We start from the raw sequence: 26277 nt of genomic DNA on the forward strand, positions 1-26277 counted from the left end.
GACGGTTGCCGCTCGGGCCGCGCCGGACGCCTCCGCCGCGGCCCGAGCGGCAACCGTCCTACGAGCGAACCCCGGCGCCGTCCAGGGTTCGAGCGCGGAGTCCTACCAGGTGCGCAGCACCAAGGTGGACCCCAGCGGCGCGGCCCACACCCGCTACACCAGGACCTACCAGGGCCTGCGGGTGTACGGCGGTGACTTCGTCATCCACACCGCGCCGAACGGCACGTACGCCGGCAGTTCGGTCGGTCTGGCCGCGCCGCTGACCCTCGCCACCTCGGCCAGGACCACCGCGGCGGCCGCGAAGAAGGCCGCCAGCGCCCGGTTCGCCGGTAAGGCCGAGGCGGTGGGCACGCCGGAACTGTTCGTGGACGCCAGCTCCGGGCAGGGGCGACTGGCCTGGGAGACCGTGGTCAGTGGGTGGCAGCCCGACGGGCAGACCCCGTCCCGGCTGCACGTGATCACCGACGCCACCACCGGCGCGACCGTCGGGTCGTACGACGAGATCGAGTCGGTGGTCGGCAGCGGCCAGGGCATCTACACCGGCACGGTCAGCATCGACACGACGCTCTCCGGCAGCACGTACCAGATGATCGACCCGTTGCGCGGCAACGGCCGCACCTGTGACATGAACAACGGCACGTCGAGCTGCACCACCTTCACCGACGCCGACAACGCCTGGGGCACCGGAGCCTCCTCCAACCGGCAGTCGGCCGCGGTGGACGCGCACTTCGGCGCCGCCAAGACGTTCGACTACTTCAAGAACACGCACGGCCGAAACGGCATCTTCGGCAACGGCAGCGGCGTGCCGAGCCGGGTGCACTACGGCAACAACTACGTCAACGCCTTCTGGGACGGCGCCCAGATGACCTACGGTGACGGCTCCGGCAACTCCCGCCCCCTCGTCTCGCTGGACGTGGCTGGGCACGAGATGAGCCACGGTGTCACCGAGGCGCTGGCCGGCCTGGTCTACTCCGGCGAATCCGGCGGCCTCAACGAGGCCACCAGCGACATCTTCGGCAACATGGTGGAGTTCTACGCCGCCGCGCCGAGCGACCCGGGCGACTACCAGGTCGGTGAGAAGATCAACATCAACAACAACGGCACGCCGCTGCGCTACATGTACAACCCGTCGCTGGACGGCTCGTCCGACAGTTGCTGGTCCACCAGCACCAAGAACAAGGACGTGCACTACTCCTCCGGCGTGGCCAACCACTTCTTCTTCAACCTCGCCGAGGGCACCGGCGCCACCTCGTACGGCACCTCCCCGGTCTGCGGTTCCGCCCCCGCGGTGACCGGCATCGGCCGGACCAAGGCCGAGAAGATCTGGTACCGGGCGCTTGACGTCTACTTCACCTCCAACACGTCGTACGTCAGCACCAGCAACCCGGCGAACACCTCCCGCGCGTACAGCCTGCGGGCGGCCACCGACCTTTACGGAAGCTGCTCCACCGAGTACAAGGCCGTGCAGGCCGCCTGGACCGCGGTGAACGTGGCCGGCAGCGACTCGGCCTGCTCGACCGGCAACGACTTCTCGGTCGCGCTCTCGCCGACCGCCGGTTCGGTCAACCCGGGCAGCTCCGCCGCCACCACCGTGTCGACCGCCACCACCAGTGGCTCGGCGCAGACGGTGACGTTCTCCGCGTCCGGCCTGCCCAGCGGGGCGAGCGCCGCGTTCAGCCCCGCCTCGGTGACCTCGGGCGGCTCGTCCACCCTCACCATCAGCACCTCGGCGAGCACCCCGCCCGGCACGTACTCGATCACCGTCAACGGTGCCGGCGCGGTCACCCGCAGCGCCACCTACCAGCTGACCGTGAACGGCACCGGGGGCGGCTGCACCGCTCCGGGGCAGAAGCTGGCCAACCCGGGCTTCGAGTCCGGCGCGACCGGCTGGACGGCAAGCTCCGGCGTCATCACCAGCTCCAGCAGCCAGGCCGCCCGCACCGGGTCGTACAAGGCATGGCTGAACGGGTACGGCAGCACCCGCACCGAGACGCTCGCCCAGTCGGTGAGCCTGCCGGCCGGCTGCGCGTCGTACGCCCTCAGCTTCTGGTTGCACATCGACTCCGCCGAGACCACGAGCAGCGTCGCCTACGACAAGCTCAACGTGCAGGTGCTCAACTCGAGCGGAACCGTTCTGGCCACCCTGGCGACCTACTCGAACCTGAACAAGGCCACCGGCTACAGCCAGAAGTCCTTCTCCCTGGCCGCGTACGCCGGCCAGACCGTCAGCCTGAAGTTCACCGGCACCGAGGACTCCTCGCTGCAGACGTCCTTCGTGGTCGACGACACCGCGCTCACCGTCTCCTGATCTGACCACGAGCCCAGCGACCCTCACAGTGGTCGCTGGGCTCGCCGGTGCGGTGCCGGCAATCTTGGACAGTTTCCGTTCAGCGCTGACGGAAACTGTCCAAGATTGCTTCGGGCGGTCCGCGTGGTCTGACCAATCGCCGCGCCGTTAGTGTCGCCGCACTGGTGCACAGCGTCGGCTCGTCAGATCGGCGTCGTCGAACGGGTGCGTGGGAAGGGGCGGACGTGTCGGACGCGGAGTTGACCGTCGAGGTGACCGGACCGGTCGCGACCGTGGTGATCCACAACCCGGCCCGGCGCAACGCGATGACAGCGGCCATGTGGCGTCAGCTCCCCGAACTGCTCGACCGGCTGGAACCCGACCCCGACGTACGGGCGTTGGTGCTCACCGGCGCCGGCGACGCCTTCTGCGCGGGTGCCGACCTCGGTGACCTGGCCGAGTTGCTGGACGCCGGTGACGCCAGCATCGCGGTCGCCGCCGAGGAACGGCTGGCCCGGTTCGCCAAGCCGACGATTGCGGCCATCCGGGGCGCCTGCGTCGGCGGCGGGGCTCAACTCGCGGTCGCCTGCGACCTGCGGATCGCCGCGGACGACTCCCGTTTCGGCGTACCGCCGGCTCGGCTCGGGCTGGTCTATCCGGCACCCACGACGCGCCGGCTGGCCCGGCTGGTCGGCCCGTCCGCCGCCAAGCATCTGCTGTTCACCGCCGAGCTGATCGACGCCGAGCGCGCCCTGCGGATCGGCCTGGTCGACGAGGTGCTGCCGGTCGACCGGCTCGCCGCGCGGGTGGACGAGTTGACCGCGACCATCGCCCAGCGGTCGCCGCTGAGCATCGCCGCCGCGAAGGAGATCATCGACGAGCGGGCCGAGCCCGCGCGGATCGCCTGGTGGCACCGGAAGGTGACGACGACCGGCGAGGCCCGCGAGGGGGTGGCGGCGATCGCCGAACGCCGGCAGCCCCGCTTCGCCTGGCGGCCACCGACCGACGACTGAACGCCTCGGTTGCCGCGGGAGCCATGACAAGCAGAGCCACCCGGGCCGATGGTCAATTCTGGTCCCACTCATCGCGATATTTCGATCCCGGGTACCCGATTCTCAAGCCGGTACGGCAGGCTGTCAGTCGTGCAGCGTGATCAGTTGCTTGCGGGCCGCTACCGGCTCCTGGAGCGCCTTGGCAGCGGCGGCATGTCGGCGGTGCACCGGGCGTACGACGAGGTGCTCGAACGGGACGTGGCGGTGAAGGTGATGGTCGCCTCGGACACCAACGCCCGACAGCGGATCCGAGGTGAGGCCAAGGCCGCGGCCCGGCTGTCGCATCCCCACGTCACAAGCGTCTACGACTACGGCGAGTCGGCGGTGGACGATGCCGAGGTCCCGTTCGTGGTGATGGAGTTGCTCGGCGGTCACACCCTCGAACACCGGTTGGTGGTCGGACCGTTGCCGCCGCGCGCCGGTCTGCGGGTGTGCGCCGAGGTGGCCTCGGCCCTCACCGCCGCGCACGAGCAGGGGTTGGTGCACCGCGACATCAAGCCGGGCAACGTGATGCTCACGCCGACCGGCGCGAAGGTGCTCGACTTCGGCATCGCGGCAGCCGCCGGCGCGCCGGAGGTCGACTTCGAGGGGCGACTGCTGGGAACGCCCGCGTACCTGGCACCCGAGCGGTTGCAGGCCGGCGAGGTGCTGCCGGCAAGCGACGTGTACGCCCTCGGCCTGCTGCTGTACCGGGTGCTCACCGGCCGGTCCCCGTGGCCCGCCGAGGCGCGGACCGGGGCGCTCCGCGCGCACACGCACCTCGAGCCGGACCCATTGCCCCCGATCGACGGCGTACCGCCCGAGGTGCACCGGCTCTACCGCTGGTGCCTGGCCGGCGACCCCGCCGACCGACCGTCGGCGGCCGACGCTGCCCGCATCCTGCTCTCCGCCGCCAGCGCAGCCGTGCCCGAGGCGGCTGCCGTTGCCGCCGAACCAGCGGCAGCCGTCACCAAGCCGACCAGCGCCAAGCCGACCAGCGCCAAGCCGACCAGCGCCGAACCGAGCAGCGCCAAGCCGACCAGCGCCGAATCGAGCAGCGCCGAATCGAGCAGCGCCGAATCGAGCAGCGCCGAGCCGACCAGCGCCGAGCCGAGCAGCGCCGAACCGACCAGCGCCGGGCCGACCGGCGAATCGGCGGGGCCGATGAGACGCGGGCCGTGGCGTCGGGGTCGGGCCATTCTGACGGTCGGCGGGGCCGTGATCGCCGCAGTGGCGCTGGCCGGGTCGCTCGGCGACTTCGGCAATCGTCGGCCCGGAGAGAGTGCCGCGCCGACCGGTACCGGCCCGGGCACCACCACGGTGGGGATGCCGCGCACCGAGGAGCCGACCGACGCGGTCGACACCAGACCGTCCGCCGTACCGCCGACCAGGAAGGCCCCGGCCGCTACCCGGACCGGCCCCCCGACCGGTCCGGGCGGGACAGCGGCGCCCGACCCGATCACCACCACTGGAGGTCCGACTCCGACCAGGCCCGCGCCGACTCCTACCGCTGCCGCCGATGTACCCGTCGACGCGCGCGGTGGGACGGTCACCGCTCGCTGCGTGGGGAACACGGTCGAGGTGCTCGCGGTGGTGCTCGCGCCTGATTTCCGGGCCGAGGCGTACGACCCGGGGCCGGCGGAGCGCATCGTGGTCGTGCTGACCTCCGCGGAGCACCGCAGCGAGATCCGGGTGCACTGCCCCAAGGGCCAGTTGAAGTCGAAGGTCAAGGAACGCGACGTCTGATCGGGGGCCGGCGGGTGCCGCGCCTCGGGACGTACCCGGGACGCGGCCCCCCGTTCCCGCCGGCCGGTCCGTCACCGCCCGCCCAGAGCCGCCCAGCCCGGGTTCACCGGCTCCCGACGCAGCGGCATGCTCGCCTCCGCCGGCGTCCGGTCCCCCTTGCGCTGGTTGCAGGCGTAGCAGGCGGCGGTGGTGTTTCGCCAGGTGTTCCGGCCGCCGCGCGAGCGGGGCAGGATGTGGTCGATGGTGGAGGCCGGGCTGCCGCAGTACGCGCAGCACCGGTCGTCGCGGCGCAGCACACCGGCGCGCGACCAGGCCGGCCCGGAGTTAAACCTCCACCGGGTGACCACGAAGCGGACCAGCCGCACCACCCGGGGCATCGGGAAGACCCCGATCACCCGGTCCGGCTCGGCCTCGTGGATCTCGGCCACCCGGCGGCAGAGCATGCGGACAGCGTGTTGAACGGTGACCCGGTGCAGCGGGCCGAGGTCGGCGTTGATGACGAGGACGGCTTCCACCGGAATCTCCCTCCGTGCTGAAGACGAACAAGGCGACGACGAACGAGGCGATGAGGGACGGACAGCAAGAAGCCGCCCGGTCCGGCTGTCGGACGGGGCGGCTCGGCGCGTACGGATACGCGTCAGTCGGGCCGGCCCGCCCGGGGACCTTCCGCTCGGTAACCGTCACCGGGCAGCGTCGACAGCACGGTGCTGACGTGCCACGTCGTCATGAACTGCTCCCGCGGTGGTGGTTGACCTTGCGCGCTCACGGTAGGTCGACCCGGGAGACAGGAGCAACGTATTTCGATCGGCCGGCCTCGTCGGGACGCCGCTGGCGACGGGTGCGGGGAGTTGCTTTGGCCGAGACCTGGGCGGCGGTCAGCGGCCGGTTCAGCCGCAGGGCCATCCGTGCGGTGAGTTCGCTGTCCAGCAGCGGCCGGTTGACCTCACCGGCGACGGTGAGGGCGGGCCCGGAGACCGACCGCCAGATCGCGGCCAGCCCGGCGCCGAGGCCCACCAGGGCGACGGTGGCCCGGGTTGTCGGTGAGCCGGCGGCCGCGGCGGCACTCACCCCGACGACCGCGAAGAGCACCAGCAGCAGGGGTACGAGCACCGGCCAGAAGATGCCCCGGGCCGCCTGCGCCACCAGTCGCCGGTCTCGGATGATCAGGTTCCTGGCGATCACCGCGTAGTCCTCCTCGTCGAGCAGGTCGCGGGGGTGCAGGCCGCCGGTGAGCACGTCGCGCCAGAGGTCACCCTGGCCGCGCAGCGCCCGGCTCAGGGTGGCGGGCGTCGGCTCGGCCGGGTCCCCGTGGCCGGCGCGGTCGACCGCGCTCGCCCAGGCGGCCAGCGAGCGGCGCACCACCGCGGCCGAGTACGGCGGCAGCACGCTGGCCAACTCGTCCAGCCATCTGCTGATCTGGACCTGTCGGCCGCCGAACTGGCGCAGCAACTGCGTGACGTCGCCGGCTCGGACGGTGTCGGCCACGGAACGGCCCAGTCGGTAGGCCAGCCCGACCCGATGGTTGGCGGCCATCGCCCAGCGCAGCACCTCCACGTTGAGGTCGTCGAGGGCGAGCAGCAGCGGCACCGGGTCGGCGGGGTCGGGCTGGCCCAGGTCGGGGAGCAGGGCCCGAGCGGCCGACGTGTCCGGTACCGGCCCGGTGTGCCGGGTGAGGTCGGCGATCTGGGCCAGGGCGACGTCCACCCCGTCGAGGTACATCCGCATCCGACGGTGGGCGGACATCTCGGTGAGGTTGGAGAGTTTTGCCGGCGGTACGGCCGGGCGGGCCTCGACGAAGGCGCGGGGCTCCGCGTGCTGCCCGTGGTGGTAGGCGTCCGCCATCCACCAACCCAGCCGGAGGGCGGTGACGATGCAGGCGCGCTCGTCGCGGATCAGCGGGTACGCGTCGTCGCGGCCGATCTCGTCGATCGACGAACCGTTCTCCGCGCCGGCGCGGTGCAGTGGTGACATCTTCCGCTGCCCTCCCGCCCGGCCGATCGACGGTTGATCATTCGAGCGTACGGCAGCGTACGGTGGCTTATGTTGTGTTTTGTCGATTTGGCCCGGTGCGACCGGCCAGCAGGCCACGCGGTCGGATCGAGCGCACCGGCTCGGCCGCGCCGCCCTCCGCGCGCAGGATGTGGTTCGCGGCGATGATCCCGGTCGCCGCCGAGCGTTCCATCAACGCGCTCGGGAAGTCCGTGGCGATGCCGTCGCCGGCCAGGTAGAGGCCGTTCGCGTCGGTGCGTACCCCCGGTCGCCAGGCGTGGCTGCCCGGCGTGAACGCCGGTGCCTGCGCCTCCACCCGGGCGCGCAGCTCGCGGACCCGCAGGTCGCCGGCCTCCGGCCAGAGCGCGACCAGCTCGCGGCGCATCCGTTCGGCCAGCTCCTCGGCCGGCACGCCGGACTCGCAGGCGTACGCGTGCAGCTCGATGACCGACCCGCCGGTCTGCTGCGCCCAGCGCCGCGGCTCGTTCTCCAGCCGGTGGTAGAGCGTCACCGAGTCCAGAGTGGGCTGGCGGGACACACCGTTGAACACCGCCCGATCGGCGGCCACGTCCCCGTCACACCAGTACCGCGCCACCGCGTACGGCGGGCCGGGGGTGCCGAAGGCCGGCATCCGTTTCGCCAGCTCGGGTGCCTGCTCGGCCAGGTCCGGGGAGGCCGCCACCAGTGCGGCGAGCGCCGGCGGATCGACGGCGAGCACGACGTGACCCGCCGGATGGCTGCCGCCGTCGGTGGTCGTCACCCGCCAGCCCTCGGCGTCGCGGTGCACCCCGGTGGCGGCGCAGTTGGTGAGGACCCGGCCGCCGTGCTTCTCCACGTGCCGGGTCAGCGGCTCCCAGATCGCCGTGGCGTAGTCCTCGTCGGGGCAGTCGAAGGCCAGCCCCTCCGGATTGCCGAGCAGATAGAAGTGGAACTGGGCGACCATCTCGGCGGCCGACATCTCCGCCTCGTGGTTGAAGAACGAGTGCGAGAAGACCTCGAACAGCATCGCCCGCGCCCGGTCCGGCAGTCGCAGCGACGCCAGCAACTCGTCGGCTGTGGTGTCGTCCAGCTCGGCGTAGGTGCGCACCGGGTCGTAGCTGAGCAGCGGCAGCGCCGCGTCCCGGTCCATCAGTCGCAGGTCGGCCAGGCGCAGGCTGGGGCTGCGCAGCAGCAGCGCCAGCAGGTTCGCCGGCGGCGCGGGTGGCAACCTGCCGAACTCCTCGGTCGGCCACTGCTCGCTGAGAATCGGGTAGCCCGGAATCGGCTTGAGGAAGCCCAGTTCACTGTCGATCCGGCGGAGGATGGACCGCCAGTTGTAGTACTGCCGGAAGAACGCGTGGAAGCCGTGCTCGTTCTGCTGGCTGCCGTCGGCGAGCGCCTCCGGCCAGGCGCCCAGTCGACCACCGAGGGTGGGTGCCGCCTCCAGCACCGTGACCGCCACACCCCGCTCGGCCAGCACCACCGCCGCCGACATCCCGGCGATGCCGCCACCCACCACCAGCGCCGTGGTCGGTCGCGGCACCCGGTCGGCGCCACCGCCGCCCGGGTCCACCTGGTGCTGCCGTACGCCGATCAGCCGACCTACCACTTGCGACAGCGCCATGGGCCTAGTCTGCCCCACCTTGCGTCAGTCGGCTGGTAAGCAACGGCGGGGACGGTCGGAGGCTGGCCAGACGTACTCCAGATCCTCCGGCACGTCCTCGCCGAACAGCGGGCGGTAGTGCGTCGGGTCCTTGCGCAGCAGCGACGAGCGGTGACTCAGGTGCAGGTCGTCGCGGCCCAGCCACGGTGGCAGCTCACCGGCTCGGGCCAGCTCGTCCTGGGTCCGGATCACGCCGGCCCCGCATGCGTCGGCGAGGTCGACGGTCATCGTGGTGGCGCACGTGTCGGCCCGCCCCGGCTCGGTCCAGACCGCGCACATGTCCAGCCCGTAGCGGACGAGCGCCTCCTCGTACCCGGCCCACATCTTCACCGCCGGGTGGTTGCGCCACCCGTACCCGGGTCGGGTGAGCCCGCGCAGCACCTGGATGGCCTCCACCCGCTGCTTGCCGAGCCGCTTCTGGTCCAGCGTGCGGGCGCTGGCCAGAAAGCCCGGGTACGGGAGGAACGTCTGCATGTCGCTGCTCTACCCGTCGCCGGGGCGGACATACCTGGGCACGGGATGATCCGGACGGGGTCGCCCACCGTGGCCGTGCTGATTACGATCCGGGCATGGCGGAGCCGTGGCGGGACCGGGCGCGACGGGCGGTCGAGTGGAACTGGCGGCTCCGGTCCGTCGGTGATCCTCGCCCGCACTACGTGATCTGTGGCAAGGACGCGCTCGCCTACTACGTGGCCCGGGCGATGCTCGAATCCGAGCTGCCGACGGGTGGGGCCCGGGTGACCGTCGTGGTGCCGGAGCGTTACCGCAGCAACGGGCCGGACGTGGCCGGGCTGCGCGGCGTCCGCGTGGTCCGCTCTGATCGGCTGGACGTGGCCGCCTTCGAGGCCGCCGGTCTGGCCGGCGCGACCGGGCTGGCCCTGTTGCACCAGGACGACGTGGGCAACCTGCACGCCGCGCTCTGCGCCCAGGCTGTCGACCAGCGGGTCCGCCAGGTGCTGCGGATGTTCAACGGCACCCTCGCCGACGGCGTACGCAAACTGCTCAAGGCCCCGGTCGAGGTGCTCTCCGACGCTGAGATGGCCGCGCCGGCCTTCGTGGCCGCCGCGCTCAACGAGGTCGACCCGAGTTCCTTCCAGCATCGGGAGAAGACGCTGCGGGTGGCGCGGCGGGCCGACGTCCGACCGCAGGACGTGGTCTGTGCGTTGGCGCACCTCAGCGAGACGCAGGGGGTGGAGCTGCTGCCTGCCGAGCAGGCCGGCGCCGACCTGGTGCTCGCCGAGGCGACCGGTCAGCCACCGGGCACCGAGGTCGCCGCCCGCCGGTTGGTCCGGGCACGTCGGCGGCGTCGTCCGGTCGCGGTGGTGCTGGGGGCGGTACGTGGCTTCGCCACCCGCAAGATCGGCATAGCGGTGATGGCGGTGCTCGCGCTGATCGCGGTGCTGGGGGCGCTGATCTCCCGTGCCGAGGACGTCTCTCCGCTGGAGGCGCTGTACCTGACGCTGGTCACCACGCTCAGCGGCGCCGACCCGGACACCACCAAGGCGGCGGACGCCCAGATCATGCAGGTGGTGCTCAACCTGGCCGGGTTGGCGCTGATCCCACTGATCACCGCCGTCGTGGTGGACGGCATCGTCAACGCCCGACTGGCCCTGCACACCGGCCGCCTGCAACCCGCGCGGGTCGGGCACGTGGTGGTGATCGGTTTGGGCAACGTCGGCACCCGGGTGATGGCGCAGCTGCGCGAGTACGACGTCGAGGTGGTGGCGGTCGACAAGGATCCGGAACCGCGCGGTGCCGCCCTGGCCCGCCAACTGGAGGTGCCGCTGATCGTCGGCGACGCCGCGTTGCCGGAGACGCTGGTCGCCGCCTCGGTGGCCGACTGCCAGGCGCTGGTGGTGGCGTCCACCGACGACGTGGCCAACCTGGAGGCGGCGCTCGCTGCCCGCGACCTCCGCGCCGACCTGCGCGTGGTGCTTCGGTTCTTCGACGGTGACTTCGCCGAACGGGTGGAGGAGACCTTCGCGCTCGGCGTGTCCCGCTCGGTCTCCTACCTGGCCGCCCCGGCCTTCATCGGGGCGCTCACCGAACGCGCTGTGATCACCACCATCCCGGTCGACCGGCACGCGTTGCCGGTCGCCGAGGTGCCGGTCGCCGCAGGTTCCGAGCTGGACGGCCGACCACTGGGTGTGGTCAACCGCGACGGGCAGGTCCGGCTGATCGCCCGCACCCCGGCGGGCGGCGCCAAGACCATCTGGTGGAAGGACCTGGATCCCCGGCAGGTGATCTTCGCCGGTGACCGGCTGACCGTGGTCGCCCGACGGCGCGGGTTGGACTGGCTGACTCGGCAGTGCGCCCCGCCGGCCCACCCGGTCCCGGTCCCTCGGCCGGGCGGGGTCCCCGGCGGGTTGAAGACCCCGGCGGCGGCGTCTCCTCCGGTGCCCGGCCCGACGGACTCCGGGGTCGCAGCGTCCGCACCCGGCGCGGCGCATCCCGTTCATCCCACCGGGGCCGCCTCTTCGACGACCAATGGCGGCCCACCTGAAGAGTTCGAGCTGACCCGCCGGCATGACGGGACCGGCGAGGTGAGCTGACGCCACCCGGCGCGGCCAGAACCGACCGGCAGTGGGCGACAATCCATGGCATGCGTTTCCGCATCCTGGGGCCGACCCAGGTGGTGCTGGCCGACGGGCGAGAGGTCCCCGTGGGCGGTCCGCGGCTGCGCGCCCTGCTGGCGCTCCTCCTGCTCGACGCGGGCCGGGTGGTCTCCGCGGAGCGGCTGATCGACGGCCTGTACGGCGAGCAACCGCCTCGGAGCGCGGCCAACGCCCTCCAGTCGCAGGTGTCGCGGCTGCGCCAGGCCCTGCCCGCCGAGCACGACCCGGTCGAGTTTCATCCGGCCGGTTATCGCCTGGCCGTGGACCCCGACGATGTCGACGCGTACCGGTTTGAACGGCTCGCCGAGGCGGGACGTCGCGCGCTCGTCGATGGCGACTGGCACCGGGCGGCGACGGTGTTGCGCGAGGCGCTGGAGCTGTGGCGTGGTCCCGCCCTGGCCGATGCCATCGGCGCAGCCGGCGCACCCGCCCATGCGGCCCGGCTGGACGAGCTGCGGTTGGCCGCCATCGAGGATCGGATCGAGGCGGACCTGGCGTTGGGCGCACACGGCACGCTGATCGCGGAGCTGCGGGAGCTGGTCGTCGCGCATCCGTTGCGGGAGCGCTCGCGGGGCCAGCTCATGCGCGCCCTGGCGGCACTCGGTCGGCCGGCGGAGGCGCTGGCCGAGTTCGAGGACGCCCGGCACACGCTGGCCGAGCAGCTCGGCGTCGACCCGTCGGCGGAGTTGGCCGCGGTCCACCTGGCGGTGCTGCGCGGTGAGGAGCGCGGGTCGGCCGAATCGGTGCTGCCGAGTCAACTCACCACCTTCGTCGGGCGCGAGGAGGAGCTCAAGCGCGTCGGCGACCTGCTCGGAGAGCGGCGGCTGGTCACCCTCACCGGTCCCGGGGGCGCGGGCAAGACGCGCCTGGCGATCGAGGCCGCGGGCCGGGTCGACGGGGAGGTCCGTTTCGTCGAGTTGGCCGGGCTGGCTGACGGTTCGGACGTTCCGCAGGCGGTGCTGAGCGCGCTCGGCCTGCGCGACGCGGGCCTGCGCGCCCCGGCCGAGTCGGGCTGGCAGACCACCGATCGGCTGGTCGAGGCGCTCGCCGAGCGGCGACTGCTGCTGGTGCTCGACAACTGCGAGCACGTCCTCGTCGACGCGGCCCGGCTGGCGGCCCGGTTGCTGAGTGCGTGCCCGGCGTTGCGCGTCCTGGCCACCAGTCGGGAACCGCTCGGGCTGGCCGGTGAGGCGCTGTGCCCGCTGTCCGGGCTCACCCTGCCACCGCTCGGCGCGTCCGTGCTGGACGCCGACGAGTACGCGGCGGTCGGCCTCTTCTCCCAGCGGGCCGCCGACGTCGCACCCGACTTCACCGTCACGCCGGCCAACGTCGAGATGGTGCTGCGGATCTGCCGCAGCCTGGATGGCCTGCCGCTGGCGATCGAGTTGGCCGCCGCGCGGCTGCGGGCGTTGCCCGTCGCCGAGGTGGCCGCCCGTCTCGACGACCGGTTCCGGCTGTTGTCGACGGGCAACCGGGCCGCGTCGCCGCGACACCGCACCCTGCGGGCCGTGGTCGAGTGGAGTTGGGATCTGCTCGACAACGCCGAACGGCAAGTGGCCCGACGGCTGACCGTTTTCGCCGGTGGGGCCACGCTGGAGGCGGCCGAGCTGGTCTGCGGCCTGCCCACCGCCGAGTTCGTCGACGCGCTCACCGGTCTGGTCGACAAGTCCTTCGTGGAGATGGCCGGTGGCCGGTACCGGATGCTCGAAACGGTGCGGGCCTTCTGTGCGGAGCGTCTCGCCGAGGCCGGCGAGGCCGATCAGCTCCGTCGCGCACACACCGCGTACTTCCTGGAATTCGCCTGGACCGCAAGCGACCGCCTCCGCTGTGCGGAGCAGCTGCACTGGCTGCGACGGCTCGACGCGGAGCGGGACAACCTGCACGCGGCGTTACGCCGGGCCACGGCGGCCGGTGACGCGTCCGACGCGGCTGGAATGGTCGCGGCCCTGTCGTTCTACTGGTGGCTGCGCGGCATGCGCGGGGAAGGGGCGCGGCTCGCCGCGGACGTCCTCGAACTGCTCGGCACCGAGGCGCCACCGGGGCTGGGCGAGGAGTTCGCCCTCTGCGTCTACAACGCCTCGCTCGCTGGCTCCGGCTCTCTGCCGTCGCTCGGGACGCAGCGGTCCGTGATCCGCAGCCTCGACCGGCCGCCGCGACAGCCCTTCCTGCTGTACCTGTCGGGGATCTCGACGGGACCGCCCTCCGGCGGTGCCGAGGATGTCGACGAGCTGATGGGGGAGCTGCGACGGCTGGTCGGCCCGGACCCGTGGATCAACGCGCTGGGCGCGATGGGCAGCGGCTCGGCGCTGATGTGGAGCGACCAACGGGACCGGGCCAGGGCCGCGCTGGCCACAGCGCTCGACGGCTTCCGCGGCACCGGGGATCGGTGGGGCACCATGATCACGCTCGGTGCGCTCGGCGAACTTGCCGCCTGGCAGGGCGATCCGGAGACCGCGGGCGCCCACATGGACGAGGCCATGGGACTGGTCGAGGCGCTCGGGTCGGCCGTCGACCAGGCCGACATGCTGCGTACCCGGGGCGAGATAAGGCTGCGCGCCAGTGACCTCGCGGGGGCGCACGACGACTTCGCCGGTGCGCTGTTCCTCGCGCAGCGCAGCGGCGCGCCCGAGTTCGTGGCCAGCGCCCGGCTCGGCCTCGCCCAGGTGGCCCGGGTGCGCGGGGACCTGGCCGCCGCGAGGCGGTTCTGCGAGGAGGCGCTGACCGGCGGGCTCACCGGCTGGTACGTCGGCGAGGCCGCCCGTGCCGAGATCATTCTCGTCCTGAAGGAGATCACCGAGGCGGAGAAGGCCGGTGCGCCGCCGTCAGCGGACGGTGCGTGACCGGTCAGCGCTTGGCCCCACCGTTGGGGGCATGACGACATTCGAGGTGGTCGCCGAGGGGCTGGGCAAGCGGTACGGCCCGACCCGCGCGCTCGACACGTTCGACCTGACCGTGCCGCCGGGCACGGTCCACGGACTGCTGGGACCGAACGGTGCGGGCAAGACGACGGCCGTACGGATCCTCACCACGCTGCTGCGCTTCGACACGGGAAGGGCCACCGTGGCCGGGTACGACGTGCTGCGCCGGCCGGACGAGGTGCGCGCCCGGATCGGGCTGACCGGGCAGTACGCCGCGGTCGACGAGATTCTCAGCGGCCGGCAGAACCTGGAGCTGTTCGGCCGGTTGTTCCGGCTCAGCCGACGGGAGGCTCGCCGACGCGCCGGTGAGCTGCTGGAACGGTTCGGGCTCGACGAGGCGGCGGGTCGGTCCGCCGGTGAGTACTCGGGTGGGATGCGTCGCCGGCTGGACCTCGCTGCCAGCCTGATCCGCAGGCCGCGCGTGCTCTTTCTGGACGAGCCGACGACCGGCCTGGACCCGCGCAGTCGCAACCAGGTGTGGGACCTGGTCCGCGGTCTCGTGGCGGACGGGACCACGGTGCTGCTCACCACGCAGTACCTGGAGGAGGCCGATCAGCTCGCCGACCGGATCTCGGTGATCGACGCCGGTCGGGTGGTGGCCGAGGGCTCACCGGACCAGCTGAAGGCGATGACCGGCGGCGACCGGATCGAGGTGGTGGTCCGTGACGCTGCCGAGCTGAGCCAGGCGGCCCGCCTCGTCGCGCCGATCTGCGGTGCGGACGCCGAACTCGACCCGGAGGTCCGACGGCTCAGCGTGCCGGTGGTCGATCGCGTCGCCGGCCTGGTCGACGTGGTTCGCGCGCTGGACGACGCCGGGATCGCGGTCGAGGACATCGGCCTGCGGCGCGCGACGTTGGACGAGGCGTTTCTGCACCTGACCGGGCACCGGCCGGACGAGGGCCGCGAGCCCGTGGCGGCGGGACGAAAGGCGGACGTGGCATGACCACTGTGATCGCTGACGGTTGGACGATGACCAGGCGGAACATGACCCATGTGGTCCGCGCGCCGGAGGAGCTGATCCTCTACTTCTCGCTGCCAATCATGTTCGTGCTGGTCTTCGGGTACGTGTTCGGCAGCGGCATGCAGGTAGCGGGCGGTGGCAGCTACCGCGAGTTCCTGCTGCCGGGGGTCTTCGTGATGACGATGCTGTACGGGCTGGGTGCCACCGCGACCGGCGTGGCGCTGGACCTCAGCCGGGGTGTGGTCGACCGGTTCCGGTCGATGCCGATGGCCCGGTCCGCCCTGATGACCGGTCGCAGCGCCGCCGACCTGCTGCGTGCCCTGCTGGAGATGTCCACCCTCCTGGTGTGTGGCCTGCTCGTCGGGTGGCAGTGGCGACAGGGTGTCGGCAAGGCGTTGCTCGCCGTCGGTCTCCTCCTGCTGCTGCGAATCGCGATCACCTGGGTCGGGATCTACCTGGCGTTGCTGGTCCGCAACCCGGACACGGTCGGTGTGATCGTCTTTCCAGCGGCGTTCCCGTTGAGCGCGATCTCCAACGTCTTCGTGTCGCCCGAGCTGATGCCTCCGGTCATCGGGACGATCTCGGAGTGGAACCCGTTGTCGGCCACCGTGGCGGCGATCCGCGAACTGTTCGGCAACCCGGGCCTGGGTGGCGACTCCTGGCCGGCCGAGCACGCGATGCTGTTGGCGGTGCTGTGGCCGGTGCTGCTGATCGCGACGTTCGCCCCGCTGGCCGTGCGCCGCTACCAGCGGTTGAGCCGCTGACTCCGGCCGTCGGCCGGGGTCAGCGACGAGCCCGCAGCGCGTAGAAGGCGGCACCGACGGCGAGCACACCGAAGCCGGCGAGAACGCTGCCCAGCGGCAGGTTGACCGCCAGCAGCAGACAACCGAAGAGCCCCAGACCGGCGAGCACCCGGACCGGCAACCGCCGGTCCGGGTCCCGGCCGAGGGTGAGCGCAGCCGCGTTGGTGATCGCGTAGTAGACGAGCACCGTGCAGCTGGAGAAGCCGATCGCGTCGCGTACGTCGCCGAGCAGCACCACCACGATCACCACGGCGGCGACCGCCAGTTCGGCGCGGTGAGGCACCTGCTGCACCGGGTGCACGGCGGCCAGCGCGCCGGGCAGGTCACGGCGGCGGGCCATGGCGAGGGTGGTCCGGCCGACCCCGGCGACCAGGGACAGCAGCACCCCGACGACCGCGATGGTGGCACCGGCGCGGACCACCCACGCCAGGCCGGGCAGCCCGGCGGCGGTCACCACGTCGGCCAGGGGCGCCGCGGAATCGGCCAGCCGGTCGGCGCCGAGCACGCCGAGGGCGACCACGGCCAGCACCAGGTAGATCACGAGCACCACTCCGAGTGCCAGCGGCACCGCGCGCGGGATGGTCCGCTGCGGGTCGCGGACCTCCTCGCCCAGGGTGGCGATCCGGGCGTACCCGGCGAAGGCGAAGAACAGCAACCCGGCGGCGGTGAGCACGCCCCGCGCCGAACCGCCGGGCTCGCCGAGCCGGTCCAGCTGCACCGGCCCACCCACCAGGCCGACGACCGTGACCACTGCCAGCACCACGAGCACCAGCGCGACCAAAGCCCTGGTCACCGTGGCGGTCTTGCCGATGCCACGCAGGTTCACCGCGGTGACCGCGAGCACCGCGCCGACGGCGACCAGCCGGGCCTGGCCCGGCCAGAGGTACGCCCCGACGGTCAACGCCATCGCCGCACAGCTCGCCGTCTTGCCGACCACGAAGCCCCAACCGGCCAGAAACCCGGCGAACGGCCCGAGCCGCTCCCGGCCGTAGACGTAGGTGCCGCCGGACTCCGGGTAACGGGCCGCGAGCCGCGCCGAGCTGGTCGCGTTGCAGAAGGCGACGAAGCCGGCCAGCGCCAGCGCGGGCAGCAGGCCGGCGCCGCCGGCCGCCGCCACCGCCGGGCCGAAGACCACGAAGACGCCCGCACCCAGCATCGAGCCCAACCCGATGACAACCGCATCGGGTACGCCCAGCCGCCGCGCCAGTCGATTCACGATCTAGAACCCTAGGGGTACGAGGTGAACGGTCGATCCCATCCGCGTAACCGGCCGGGGAGCGGAACGCCGTCCCAGGGTGCCCGGTGCAGCAGCCGGTCCAGGAGCAGGCCCAGCAGCAGCCCGGCCACCGAGTCGGTCAGCCAGTGCCAGCCGAGGTAGGTGGTGGTGGTGAGGACGACCAGCGGCGGCACGACGCGGATCACGGTGACGAGTCGGGCCGGCAATTGGCGGCCGAAGCTGCGGGCCAGCGGGGCGAGCAGCATCGCGATGACCCCGTACCAGACGATCGCATTGGCGACGTGCCCTGACGGGTAGGACTGGGCGAACCGCACCGGCAGGTCGTCGTGGAACAGCGGCAGGGTCTGCTCGGGCGTCAGGAACGGCTCCTTGACGCTGGCGCTCGGTGCCGCCCGCGCGGTCCAGATCTTGAGCGGGCCGATCGTCAGGTTGGTCAGCACGAACGCGATTACCGGAGGCAGGATCGGCCGCACCGACCGCAGCCGGACGGCCAGCAGGACGCCCAGCCCGGCGGCGATCAACGTCAGCGGAGTGCCCTGGCCGAGGAAGTTCAGCACCCGGGCGACCCAGTACGCGGCGGCCGGGCGGTGCCCGTCGGCCCAGTCGGCGACCGCCCGGTCCAATCCGAAGAGCTGGTCGGCGGCGAGCGCCACCGTCAACCCGACCAGACCGACCAGCAGGAGCGCGTCGAACCACCAGCCGGCCGGGCGGACGGGCCGTAGCCGCAGGTCACGTCGTACCGCTGTGGGTTTGAGCACGCGACCACGCTACCGGCCCGGCGCGATGCCGGGGTGTACGGCGCTGTGGGCCCAACCACGATGTGAGGCGATGCGGAGGGCGAGGCGTCATGCTTGTGCCCGTGCGGATCACGTCTGCCCTCGTGGACCCGGCGCTGCTCGACCTGCCCTGGTCGACACCGCTGGAGGAGTGGCCTGCCCAACACCTGGTGGCGCTGCCGCAGGGCATCTCCCGGCACATCGTCCGTTTCGTCCGCTTGGGCGACTACGTGTACGCGTTCAAGGAGACCCGCGAGCGGATCGCCGAGCGGGAGTACGACCTGCTCCGGGCCCTGGAACGGATCGACTTTCCCTCGGTCGAGGCGGTGGCGGTCGTCGCCGACCGGCAGACCGAGGACGGGGAGCCGCTCGAATCGGTGCTGATCACCCGGCATCTGCAGTTCTCGCTGCCGTACCGGGCGCTCTTCTCGCACACCCTCCGGCCGGAGACGATGAGCCGGCTGCTCGACGCGCTCGCCGCCCTGATCGTGCGGATGCACCTGACCGGCTTCTTCTGGGGCGACTGCTCGCTGTCGAACACGCTGTTCCGGCGGGACGCGGGCGCCTTCGCCGCCTACCTGGTGGACGCGGAGACGGGTGCCCTGCACAACTCGCTCTCCAACGGCCAGCGCGGCGAGGACCTGGAGATCGCCCGGGTGAACATCTTCGGTGAGGCGTTGGACCTGCAGGCCGCCGGCCTGCTGCACGAGTCCATCGACCCGGAGGTGGTCTGCGAGGAGGTCGTGCAGCGCTACGAGCGGCTCTGGCACGAGATCACCTATGAGCAGGCGATCGAGCGGGAGGCCCGGCACGACATCGAAGGCCGGATCCGCCGCCTCAACGAGCTGGGCTTCGACGTCGCCGAGGTGGCCATGTCGTCAATCGACGACGGGCGGTTCCTGGTTCGGCCGAAGGTCGTCGACGCCGGCTACCACACCCGGCGGCTGCTGCGGCTGACCGGGCTGGACGCCGAGGAGAACCAGGCCCGCAAGCTGCTCAACGACCTGGACGCCTACCGCGCGGAGAGCGACCTGATCGACGAGCAGCAGGCCGCGCACCGCTGGCTCACCGAGGTCTTCGAGCCGGTGGTCCGGGCCGTCCCCGCGAACCTGCGACGCAAGCTGGAGCCGCAGGAGCTGTTCGCCCAGATCATCGAGCACAAGTGGCTGCTCTCCGAGAAGGCCGGCCGGGACGTCGGGATGCGCCACGCCGTCCAGTCGTACCTGTCGGACGTGCTGGTGCACCGCCCCGACGAGCAGGCCGTCCTCGGCGTCGAGGTCCCCGCCGCCGGCTGAGCTGGGCCTCCGCCTGCTCCGACGGTCATTCGTCCGGAGCGCCGCCTTGCTGCGCGGAGGCGGATTTATCGTCGCAGCGTGCTGTGGGGATTGTGCGGTAGGTGCCTTTGGAGCTGATGTCGCAAACGAATCGGTGCTCGCCGCCGACGAAGCCGACGACCTGGCCGCCGCTCACGTCCGGTCGCCGAACCCGTCGGCGCGAGGCCGACGTTCGCCAAGAGGCTGATGTCGTAAACGATTCAGCTCCAAAGGCAATGCGGCGTACACATCGGAGCCGGCCGAGACGACCCGGCCGAGACGACCCGGGCGGATGCGAGCGGCGACGGGGACGCCCCCGTCACTCCACCCAGGAGCCTCCGCGCAGCACCCGTACCACGTTGAGGTCGTCGTCGAGCACCACCAGGTCGGCGCGGAGGCCCACCTGGAGGGACCCGACCCGGTCACCCAGGCCGATGGCCCGTGCCGGGGTCGTGGCCACCATCCGTGCGGCGTCGGCGATCGGGATTCCGGCGTTCACGGCGTGCCGCAGTGCGGCGTCCATGGTCAGCGTGCTGCCGGCGATCGCGCCGTCGCGGGCGAGTCGGGCCACCCCGTCGGCGACGGTGACGGCCTGGCCGCCCAACTCGTACTCGCCGTCGGGCATTCCGGCGGCGGCCATCGCGTCGGTGATCAGCGCGGCTCGGTCCGGGCCGGCGGTCGCGGTGACGAAGGTCAGCATTCCGTCGTGCAGGTGCACCCCGTCGGCGATCAGCTCGCAGATCACGGTGGGCGCGTCGAGCAGGGCCACCACCGGCCCGGGCTCACGGTGGTGCACCGGCCGCATCCCGTTGAACAGGTGGGTGCCGACACTCGCGCCGGCGGCGACCGCGGCGCGGGTCTGCTCGTACGTGGCGTCGGTGTGGCCCACCGCCGCGACCACCCGCTGCGCGGTGAGCAGCTTGATCGCCTCCAGCGCGCCGTCGCGCTCGGGCGCGAGGGTGACCATCCGGATCGCGCCCCGGCCCAGCTCGATCAGCTCGGTCAGCTCGTCGGTCGACGGGTCACGCAGGTGCTCCGGGTTCTGCGCGCCGCAGCGGGCGGACGACAGGTACGGCCCCTCGAAGTGGATTCCCGCCAACACGCCCTCGTCGACCAACGGGGCGAACGCCTCGGTGGCCGTGCGCATCAGCGGAAAGGGTGAGCTGACCAGGCTGGCCAGCAGCGTGGTGGTGCCGTGGGCGAGGTGGAAGTCGGCCGCCGCGCGGGCCTCGTCGGCGTCGCCGGTGGTGAAGGTGTGCCCGCCACCGCCGTGCGTGTGCATGTCGACGAAGCCGGGCACGATCCAGTGCCCGTCGCGCACCGACGGATACTCGGCCACGGCTGTGATCCGATCACCGTCCCACTCGACGCAGCCCTGTCGGACGACTCCGGTCGGGGTCACCACTCGGCCGTTCACCCGTACGGTCATCGCTTCTCCTGATGGTCACGGACACCCACGGCGTCCAGGGCGAGCAGGGCGGCACCGAGGCAACCGGCCTCGTCGCCGAGGGCTGCCGCGACCAGTTGCGGCTCCCGGTGGAAGGTCATCCGTTCATGCAGCGCCGCCCGCAGCGGAGTCAGCAGCCGGTCCCCGGCCTGGGCCAGGCCGCCGCCGAGCACTACCGTCGCCACGTCGAACAGCGCCTGCCCGCTGGCGAGGCCATCGGCGAGCGCCTCGATCGCCTCCTGCCAGACCTGGCCGGCGAGCGGTTCACCGGCCGCTGCCCGGTCGGCCACCTCGGCCGCGGTCACCGGGGCGTCAGCGGTGTCGCCAGCGAGTTCGGCGTAGCGGCGGCCGATCGCGGAGGCCGACGCGACCGCCTCCAGGCAGCCGGGGCGGCCGCAGCCGCAGCGCGGACCGTCGGGCCGGACCAGGATGTGGCCGATCTCCCCGGCGGCGCCGTGGGCCCCCACCGCGGCCGTGCCGTCGACGACGTGCGCGGCAGCGATGCCGGTGCCGATGGCCACGAACAGCACGTGCCCGGTGCCGCGTCCGGCGCCGAGCCGGGCTTCGGCGAGACCACCGACACGCACGTCGTGGCCGAGCGCCGTCGGCAGGCCGAGCCGCTGCACGGCCAGGTCCCGCAGGGGTACGTCCCGGAAGCCCACGTTCGCCGACCAGACCGCCACGCCGCGTGCCTCGTCCACCACCCCGGGCACGGCGATGCCGACCGCGATCGGGGTGAGCCCGTCGGCGCGGGCCTTGTCGGCCAGCCCACCGGCCACGTCCAGGATGGTGCCGAGCACGGCGTCCGGGCCCCGCGCGGCGTCGGTGGGGTGCCGTTCGGTGCGCACCACGACGCCGTCCGGTCGGACCAGGGCGCATTTCATGCCGGTGCCGCCGACGTCCAGCGCAACGACCACGCGGTCGTCGCTCACGGCAGCGCTCACGCCAACACCACGGACCGGGTCAGGTGGCGGGGCGCGTCCGGGTCGAGGCCCCGGCTGGTGGCCAGCGCGACCGCGAAGCGCTGGGCCAGGATCAGGTCGGCCATCGGATCGACCGGGGTACGGCCGGCAGACCAACTGCCCAGCACCGTGCGCCAGCCGTGCGTGCGGCTGTGCACGAAGGCCGCGCCGGTGGCCGCCACATCCTCGGGCAGCCCGTCGGGCAGCTCACCGAACGCCCAGACCAGCCGGCCCGGCGCGGCGACCGAGATGGGACCGTGCCGGTAGTCCATCGCCGGGTACGCCTCGGCCCAGAAGGTGGCCGCCTCGCGGCACTTCAGCGCCGCCTCCTGGGCCAGCCCGACCGTCCACCCCCGACCGAGGAAGGTGACCTGCTCGATGGTGGCAGGGTCGATCGGCAGCTGGGACCGCACCGCCACCTCGGCGTCGGCGGCGAGCGCTGTCACCGGGTCGCCGAGCTGGGCCCGGAGCAGGGCCAGTGCGGTGGTCGCGAAGCGGGTCTGCACCACCGACCGTTCGTCGGCGAAGGGCAGGGCGACGGTGGCGGTGGCCAGCTCGACCGCTGGGGACGCGGGGTCGCCGACGATCACTGTGGTGGGTGTCCGCCCGCGCAGCGCGGCGAGCAGCTCCAGCACCTCGGTGGTGGTGCCGGAACGGGTGATCGCGATCAGCCGGTCGTAGCGGCGGCCGGAGGGGAACTCGGACGCCTGGAACGCGTCGGTCTCACCGTGGCCGGCCTGCTCGCGGCGGGCCGCGTACGCCATCGCCATGAACCACGACGTGCCGCAACCGACGACGGCGACCCGCTCCCCGCGGCGCGGCAGGTCACCGCGTACGATCTCGGCCAGCCTGGCCGCCTCCCGCCAGCAGTCGGGTTGGCTCGCGATCTCCGCGTCCACGTACGCCATGGGAAACTCCTCGCAGGGCCGATCGGTGCGCAATACGGCTCGTTAGACCCGCATTTCGCGCGTTATTCTGCGCGAACGCGGGTGACCATGGCAACCGGCTGGCCGATCGCGCAGGTCAGTCTTTTGCGCCAGCCTAGTTTCGCGCACTACTGTGCACGCAATCAATCACCGTCCGTGCAGTTGCTGGGAGGGCCCCCGCAGTGGACCGGTACGCCAGATGGAACGCCCTGCTCGAAATGTTGACCGACAACGGCCGGGTCAGCGTCGAGGCGGCAGCCGAGCGGCTGGACGTCTCCCAGGCCACCATCCGGCGTGACTTCGACCAGCTCGCGCAGCAGCAAATGATCACGAGGACCCGGGGCGGCGCGGTCGCCAACGGCGTGTCGTACGACCTGCCGCTGCGCTACAAGACGGCCAAGCACTCGGCCGAGAAGCAGCGGATCGGGGCCGCCGCCGCCGCGCTCGTCACGCCGGGCACCGTGGTCGGCCTGAACGGCGGCACCACCAGCACCGAGGTGGCGAGGGCGCTCGCCGTGCGACCGGATCTGAACACCAGCGCCGAGGGTGCCCAGCTCACAGTGGTGACAAACGCGCTGAACATCGCCAACGAGCTGCTGGTCCGGTCCCGGATGAAGGTCGTGGTGGCCGGCGGCGTGGTGCGCCCGAAGTCGTTCGAGCTGGTCGGCCCGCTGGGCGGGGCGCTGCTGCGCGAGGTCACCCTGGACGTCGCCCTGCTCGGTGTGGACGCGATCGACCCGCAGCTCGGCGCCGCCGCCCACCACGAGGGGGAGGCGGCGATGAACAACCTGATGGTGGCCCGAGCCAAGCGCGTGGTGATCATCGCGGACTCGTCCAAGCTGGGCGGTCACGCCTTCGCCCGGATCTGCCCTGTCGAGCGGGTGGAGACGCTGGTGACCGACTCCGGTGCCGCGCCGGAGGTGGTGGACGCGTTCCGCGCTGCCGGCGTACAGGTCGTCTGCGCCTGAGAGGTCACGCTCCGTCGATGAACTAGCCTGATCGGCGCGTCGATGCATACCGCGTATTGCGCGCTCCTGCATACCGCGTATGGTGTCGGCTGTCACGCCCACCCATCGGGGGAGGTGCAGCTTGCCAGCTGTCCTGGAGATCGAAGGTCTACGTAAGACGTACAAGAGTCGTCGACGCGGCACCCGCAACGCGCTCGACGGCTTCGACATGCGGGTCGACGCGGGGCAGGTGCACGGCTTCCTGGGCCCCAACGGGTCCGGCAAGACCACTACGCTGCGTACCCTGCTCGGCCTGATCCGACCCGACGGTGGCCGGATGGCGCTGCTCGGGCACGAGGTTCCCGACGCGCTGCCCACGGTCGCCGGTCAGGTCGGCGCGATAGTGGAGAGCCCGCAGTTCTTCCCGCACTTCACAGCCCGGGACACGCTGTCCCTGCTCGCCGGTGCGGGCGAGGTGCCGGCCGTCCGGGTCGACGAGGTGCTGGAACTCGTCGGGCTGCGCGACCGGGCCGGCGAGCGGGTCAAGACGTACTCGTTGGGCATGAAGCAGCGGCTCGCCGTGGCCTCGGCCCTGCTGAAGAACCCGAAGCTGCTCATCCTCGACGAGCCGGCCAACGGCCTCGACCCGGGCGGCATCCGGGAGATGCGCACGCTGATGCGCACCCTCGCCGAGTCCGGAATGACAGTGGTGCTGTCCAGCCACATCCTCGGTGAGATCCAACTGATCTGCGACTCGGTCACCATCATCTCGCTGGGCCGACGGGTCGCGTTCGGTCCGGTCGACGAGGTGCTCGCGCAGCACTCGTCCGGTGCGGTCCGGATCCGGCTGGAGGCGGTCAGCGACCTGCCGGTGGCCACCGAGGCGCTGACCCAGGCGGGGATCCGGGTCACCGGTCACCCGGACCACCTGATGCTGACCGGTGTCGACAAGCCGGCTTCGGTGACCCGGCTGCTCGCCGAGAAGAACCTCTACGTCAGCGAGTTGGCGCCGATCGCCGTCGATCTGGAGAGCGTCTTCCTCGAACTGACCGCCACCGCACCGGTGCCCGGTCAGCACCGGCAGGTCGACGAGTCCACGAAGGTTGGCGGGACGGGTCAGCCCGGTCCCGCCGGGGGAGGGTGGGGCGCGTGAGCCTCTTTCGTACGGAGCTGCGCCGGCTCACCAAGCGGCGCTTCACCCGCTACTCGACGCTGCTCGGCCTGCTGGTGCTGGTCGCGGTGGTGGTCGGGGTGTTCTTCACCAACCAGAAGATCGACGCCGGTCAGCTCGCTCGGGCCGAGCGTCAGGCCGACCAGCAGTACCAGGAGCAGGTGCGCTGGAGCGAGCAGGAGCGCGTGGAGTGCGAGAAGGCCAAGACGGCCGGTACGGCGACCGACGGTCGCTACCCGGACGACTGCTCGGTGATCACCGCCCCGTCCCGTGACCAGATCGAGGCCGAGTGGTTCCTGCCCTCGACGTTCAACTTCAAGGAGACGTTCGACGAGACGCTGATCCCGTTCGCGGCGATCCTCGCCCTGGTCGGGTTCGTCGTCGGCGCGTCCTTCGTCGGGGCCGAGTGGAGCACCGGCGGCATGATGAACCTGCTGCTCTGGCGGCCGAAGCGGCTCACCGTACTGCTCACCAAGCTGGCTGCGCTGCTCACCGGCATCCTGGCGGTGACGGTCCCGGCCGCGGTGCTGTGGTTCGCCGGGTTCTGGGCGGTCGCCACATTCCGGGGCAGCACCGAGAAGATGACCTCCGGGGTCTGGCAGTCGTTCCTGCTGACCAGTCTGCGCGGAGTGGCGCTGGTGTTGGTGCTCACCACCATCGGCTTCGCCCTCGCCTCGTTGGGTCGGCACACCGCGATGGCCCTCGGTGGCGTGGTGGCGGTGATGGTCGTCGGCCAGTTCGGTCTGGGCATCCTGCTGGAGATGGCGAGCGTGCGGTTCGCCGAGGCATGGCTGCTGCCCACGTACATCCTGGCCTGGATGACGAAGACGGTCACGTTGCAGGACTGGGACTCCTGCAACGCGACCTACTACGGGGAGTGCAAGCCGGCCACCATGGACATCACCTGGCAGCAGTCCTCCGTTCTGCTCTCGGTCTCGGTGCTGGTGATCCTCGGGGCGGCGCTGTGGACGATGCGCCGCCGCGACATCTCCTGACCTGACCGAAGTGACGCGGCGCGGCCGGCCCGGCCGTCGGGGTTCCCGGCGGTACGGACCGGCCGCGCCGCCTGCTGCGTCCCTGGTCGCCGCTGACTAGGCTGAACGACATGTCCGCCGACACCTCCCCGGCCGCCCCCGAGCCGTCCATCGGCGCTCGTCCGGGTGAGGCCGTGGGTGCTGCCGGGCCGACCGTCCCGAACCCCCGACCGGCGCCGTCCATCGAGACCGCCGACGCGCCACCCGCCGACGAGGCGGCGCAGCCCACTGATCCCGCTGATCCGGCGCCGGGGCTGACCGAGCGGGAGCGAGCCATCCTCGCCTTCGAGCAGCAGTGGTGGCGGCACGCCGGCGCCAAGGAGCAGGCCGTCCGGGACACCTTCGGAATCTCGTCGACCCGGTACTACCAGCTGCTCAACGGCCTGCTGGACAATCCGGCAGCCCTCGCTGCCGACCCGGTGCTGATCAGCCGACTCCGCCGCCTGCGCTCCTCACGAGCCCGCAACCGCCG

21 protein-coding genes are annotated in these 26277 nt (G+C 72.1%); 12 read left to right on the plus strand and 9 right to left on the minus strand.

What is annotated here, in order from left to right:
* The 3 genes from DLJ58_RS02935 to DLJ58_RS34405 all read left to right on the plus strand — a co-directional run.
* The coding region (locus tag DLJ58_RS02935) for a M4 family metallopeptidase (RefSeq protein WP_124853730.1) at nt 1–2308 on the plus strand (2308 nt) is incomplete at its 5' end.
* A gap of 224 nt (nt 2309–2532) precedes the next feature.
* Nucleotides 2533–3300, plus strand: coding sequence for an enoyl-CoA hydratase/isomerase family protein (locus tag DLJ58_RS02940; RefSeq protein ID WP_124853731.1), 768 nt, complete (start codon nt 2533–2535; stop codon nt 3298–3300).
* A 129-nt stretch (nt 3301–3429) separates the two neighbouring features.
* Nucleotides 3430–5064, plus strand: a complete 1635-nt coding sequence (locus DLJ58_RS34405) for a serine/threonine-protein kinase (protein WP_244218756.1) — start codon at nt 3430–3432, stop codon at nt 5062–5064.
* A gap of 71 nt (nt 5065–5135) precedes the next feature.
* Here DLJ58_RS34405 and DLJ58_RS02950 read toward each other — a convergent pair whose 3' ends face one another.
* The 4 genes from DLJ58_RS02950 to DLJ58_RS02965 all read right to left on the minus strand — a co-directional run bounded on the left by DLJ58_RS02950 (nt 5136) and on the right by DLJ58_RS02965 (nt 9169).
* Nucleotides 5136–5579, minus strand: a complete 444-nt coding sequence (locus DLJ58_RS02950) for an HNH endonuclease (RefSeq protein WP_124853732.1) — start codon at nt 5577–5579, stop codon at nt 5136–5138.
* A gap of 247 nt (nt 5580–5826) precedes the next feature.
* Entirely contained in the window at nt 5827–7035 is a 1209-nt protein-coding gene (locus DLJ58_RS02955; protein ID WP_124853733.1) for a hypothetical protein, read from the minus strand.
* A 67-nt stretch (nt 7036–7102) separates the two neighbouring features.
* Nucleotides 7103–8656 (minus strand): FAD-dependent oxidoreductase, encoded by a 1554-nt coding sequence (locus tag DLJ58_RS02960; RefSeq protein WP_124853734.1) that lies wholly within the window; start codon nt 8654–8656, stop codon nt 7103–7105.
* A gap of 24 nt (nt 8657–8680) precedes the next feature.
* Nucleotides 8681–9169: an MSMEG_6728 family protein gene (locus tag DLJ58_RS02965; RefSeq protein ID WP_124853735.1), complete on the minus strand. Its 489-nt coding sequence runs from the start codon at nt 9167–9169 to the stop codon at nt 8681–8683.
* Nucleotides 9170–9264: 95 nt separating this feature from the next.
* On the opposite strand from DLJ58_RS02965, the gene DLJ58_RS02970 reads away from it, so the two are divergent.
* The 4 genes from DLJ58_RS02970 to DLJ58_RS02985 are packed head-to-tail and all read left to right on the plus strand — an operon-like array spanning nt 9265 to nt 15953.
* Nucleotides 9265–11247 (plus strand): potassium channel family protein, encoded by a 1983-nt coding sequence (locus DLJ58_RS02970; RefSeq protein WP_244218757.1) that lies wholly within the window; start codon nt 9265–9267, stop codon nt 11245–11247.
* Between the two features lie 50 nt (nt 11248–11297).
* Nucleotides 11298–14150, plus strand: a complete 2853-nt coding sequence (locus tag DLJ58_RS02975; protein ID WP_124853736.1) for an AfsR/SARP family transcriptional regulator — start codon at nt 11298–11300, stop codon at nt 14148–14150.
* 31 nt (nt 14151–14181) lie between these two features.
* On the plus strand, nt 14182–15171 hold the full coding sequence (locus tag DLJ58_RS02980; protein WP_124853737.1) for an ATP-binding cassette domain-containing protein: 990 nt from the start codon (nt 14182–14184) through the stop codon (nt 15169–15171).
* Nucleotides 15168–15953 (plus strand): ABC transporter permease, encoded by a 786-nt coding sequence (locus DLJ58_RS02985; protein ID WP_091403035.1) that lies wholly within the window; start codon nt 15168–15170, stop codon nt 15951–15953. Before DLJ58_RS02980 ends, DLJ58_RS02985 begins: the two co-directional genes overlap by 4 nt.
* 19 nt (nt 15954–15972) lie before the next feature.
* Here DLJ58_RS02985 and DLJ58_RS02990 read toward each other — a convergent pair whose 3' ends face one another.
* A complete protein-coding gene (locus DLJ58_RS02990; protein WP_124853738.1) occupies nt 15973–17208 on the minus strand; it encodes an APC family permease in 1236 nt (411 codons plus the stop codon).
* 11 nt (nt 17209–17219) lie between these two features.
* Complete coding sequence (locus DLJ58_RS02995; RefSeq protein WP_208740819.1) at nt 17220–17957, minus strand: phosphatase PAP2 family protein; 738 nt, start codon at nt 17955–17957, stop codon at nt 17220–17222.
* 119 nt (nt 17958–18076) lie between these two features.
* Between DLJ58_RS02995 and DLJ58_RS03000 the strand changes: the two genes are divergently transcribed.
* Entirely contained in the window at nt 18077–19300 is a 1224-nt protein-coding gene (locus DLJ58_RS03000; protein WP_208740817.1) for a DUF4032 domain-containing protein, read from the plus strand.
* A 337-nt stretch (nt 19301–19637) separates the two neighbouring features.
* Here the strand turns inward: DLJ58_RS03000 and nagA are convergent, their stop codons facing one another.
* Genes nagA through DLJ58_RS03015 form a run of 3 tightly spaced genes read right to left on the minus strand, consistent with a single transcriptional unit; the run spans nt 19638 to nt 22635 of the window.
* Complete coding sequence (nagA, locus tag DLJ58_RS03005; protein WP_124853741.1) at nt 19638–20747, minus strand: N-acetylglucosamine-6-phosphate deacetylase; 1110 nt, start codon at nt 20745–20747, stop codon at nt 19638–19640.
* Nucleotides 20744–21709: an ROK family protein gene (locus tag DLJ58_RS03010; RefSeq protein ID WP_279635829.1), complete on the minus strand. Its 966-nt coding sequence runs from the start codon at nt 21707–21709 to the stop codon at nt 20744–20746. The genes nagA and DLJ58_RS03010 overlap by 4 nt, the downstream gene beginning before the upstream one ends.
* Nucleotides 21706–22635, minus strand: a complete 930-nt coding sequence (locus DLJ58_RS03015) for an SIS domain-containing protein (RefSeq protein WP_124853742.1) — start codon at nt 22633–22635, stop codon at nt 21706–21708. The genes DLJ58_RS03010 and DLJ58_RS03015 overlap by 4 nt, the downstream gene beginning before the upstream one ends.
* 200 nt (nt 22636–22835) lie before the next feature.
* Between DLJ58_RS03015 and DLJ58_RS03020 the strand changes: the two genes are divergently transcribed.
* The 4 genes from DLJ58_RS03020 to DLJ58_RS03035 form a co-directional block, all read left to right on the plus strand.
* Complete coding sequence (locus DLJ58_RS03020; protein WP_053654382.1) at nt 22836–23621, plus strand: DeoR/GlpR family DNA-binding transcription regulator; 786 nt, start codon at nt 22836–22838, stop codon at nt 23619–23621.
* Nucleotides 23622–23742: 121 nt separating this feature from the next.
* Nucleotides 23743–24753, plus strand: a complete 1011-nt coding sequence (locus tag DLJ58_RS03025; RefSeq protein WP_124853743.1) for an ABC transporter ATP-binding protein — start codon at nt 23743–23745, stop codon at nt 24751–24753.
* Entirely contained in the window at nt 24750–25766 is a 1017-nt protein-coding gene (locus DLJ58_RS03030) for an ABC transporter permease subunit (RefSeq protein WP_124853744.1), read from the plus strand. The genes DLJ58_RS03025 and DLJ58_RS03030 overlap by 4 nt, the downstream gene beginning before the upstream one ends.
* Nucleotides 25767–25876: 110 nt before the next feature.
* Nucleotides 25877–26277, plus strand: a 401-nt coding sequence (locus tag DLJ58_RS03035) for a DUF3263 domain-containing protein (RefSeq protein WP_148097972.1), incomplete at its 3' end; no start/stop codon positions are given.

The organism is Micromonospora arida, assembly GCF_003857035.1.
GTDB lineage: Bacteria > Actinomycetota > Actinomycetes > Mycobacteriales > Micromonosporaceae > Micromonospora > Micromonospora arida.

Excerpts from the sequence above, each read along its gene's own strand:
- DLJ58_RS02980 (WP_124853737.1), top strand. The coding sequence starts at position 14,182 with ATGACGACATTCGAGGTGGTCGCCGAGGGGCTGGGCAAGCGGTACGGC.
- DLJ58_RS03015 (WP_124853742.1), bottom strand. The coding sequence starts at position 22,635 with ATGGCGTACGTGGACGCGGAGATCGCGAGCCAACCCGACTGCTGGCGG.
- DLJ58_RS03000 (WP_208740817.1), top strand. The coding sequence starts at position 18,077 with ATGCTTGTGCCCGTGCGGATCACGTCTGCCCTCGTGGACCCGGCGCTG.
- nagA (WP_124853741.1), bottom strand. The coding sequence starts at position 20,747 with ATGACCGTACGGGTGAACGGCCGAGTGGTGACCCCGACCGGAGTCGTC.
- DLJ58_RS02965 (WP_124853735.1), bottom strand. The coding sequence starts at position 9,169 with ATGCAGACGTTCCTCCCGTACCCGGGCTTTCTGGCCAGCGCCCGCACG.
- DLJ58_RS02960 (WP_124853734.1), bottom strand. The coding sequence starts at position 8,656 with ATGGCGCTGTCGCAAGTGGTAGGTCGGCTGATCGGCGTACGGCAGCAC.
- DLJ58_RS02970 (WP_244218757.1), top strand. The coding sequence starts at position 9,265 with ATGGCGGAGCCGTGGCGGGACCGGGCGCGACGGGCGGTCGAGTGGAAC.
- DLJ58_RS02975 (WP_124853736.1), top strand. The coding sequence starts at position 11,298 with ATGCGTTTCCGCATCCTGGGGCCGACCCAGGTGGTGCTGGCCGACGGG.
- DLJ58_RS02985 (WP_091403035.1), top strand. The coding sequence starts at position 15,168 with ATGACCACTGTGATCGCTGACGGTTGGACGATGACCAGGCGGAACATG.
- DLJ58_RS02955 (WP_124853733.1), bottom strand. The coding sequence starts at position 7,035 with ATGTCACCACTGCACCGCGCCGGCGCGGAGAACGGTTCGTCGATCGAC.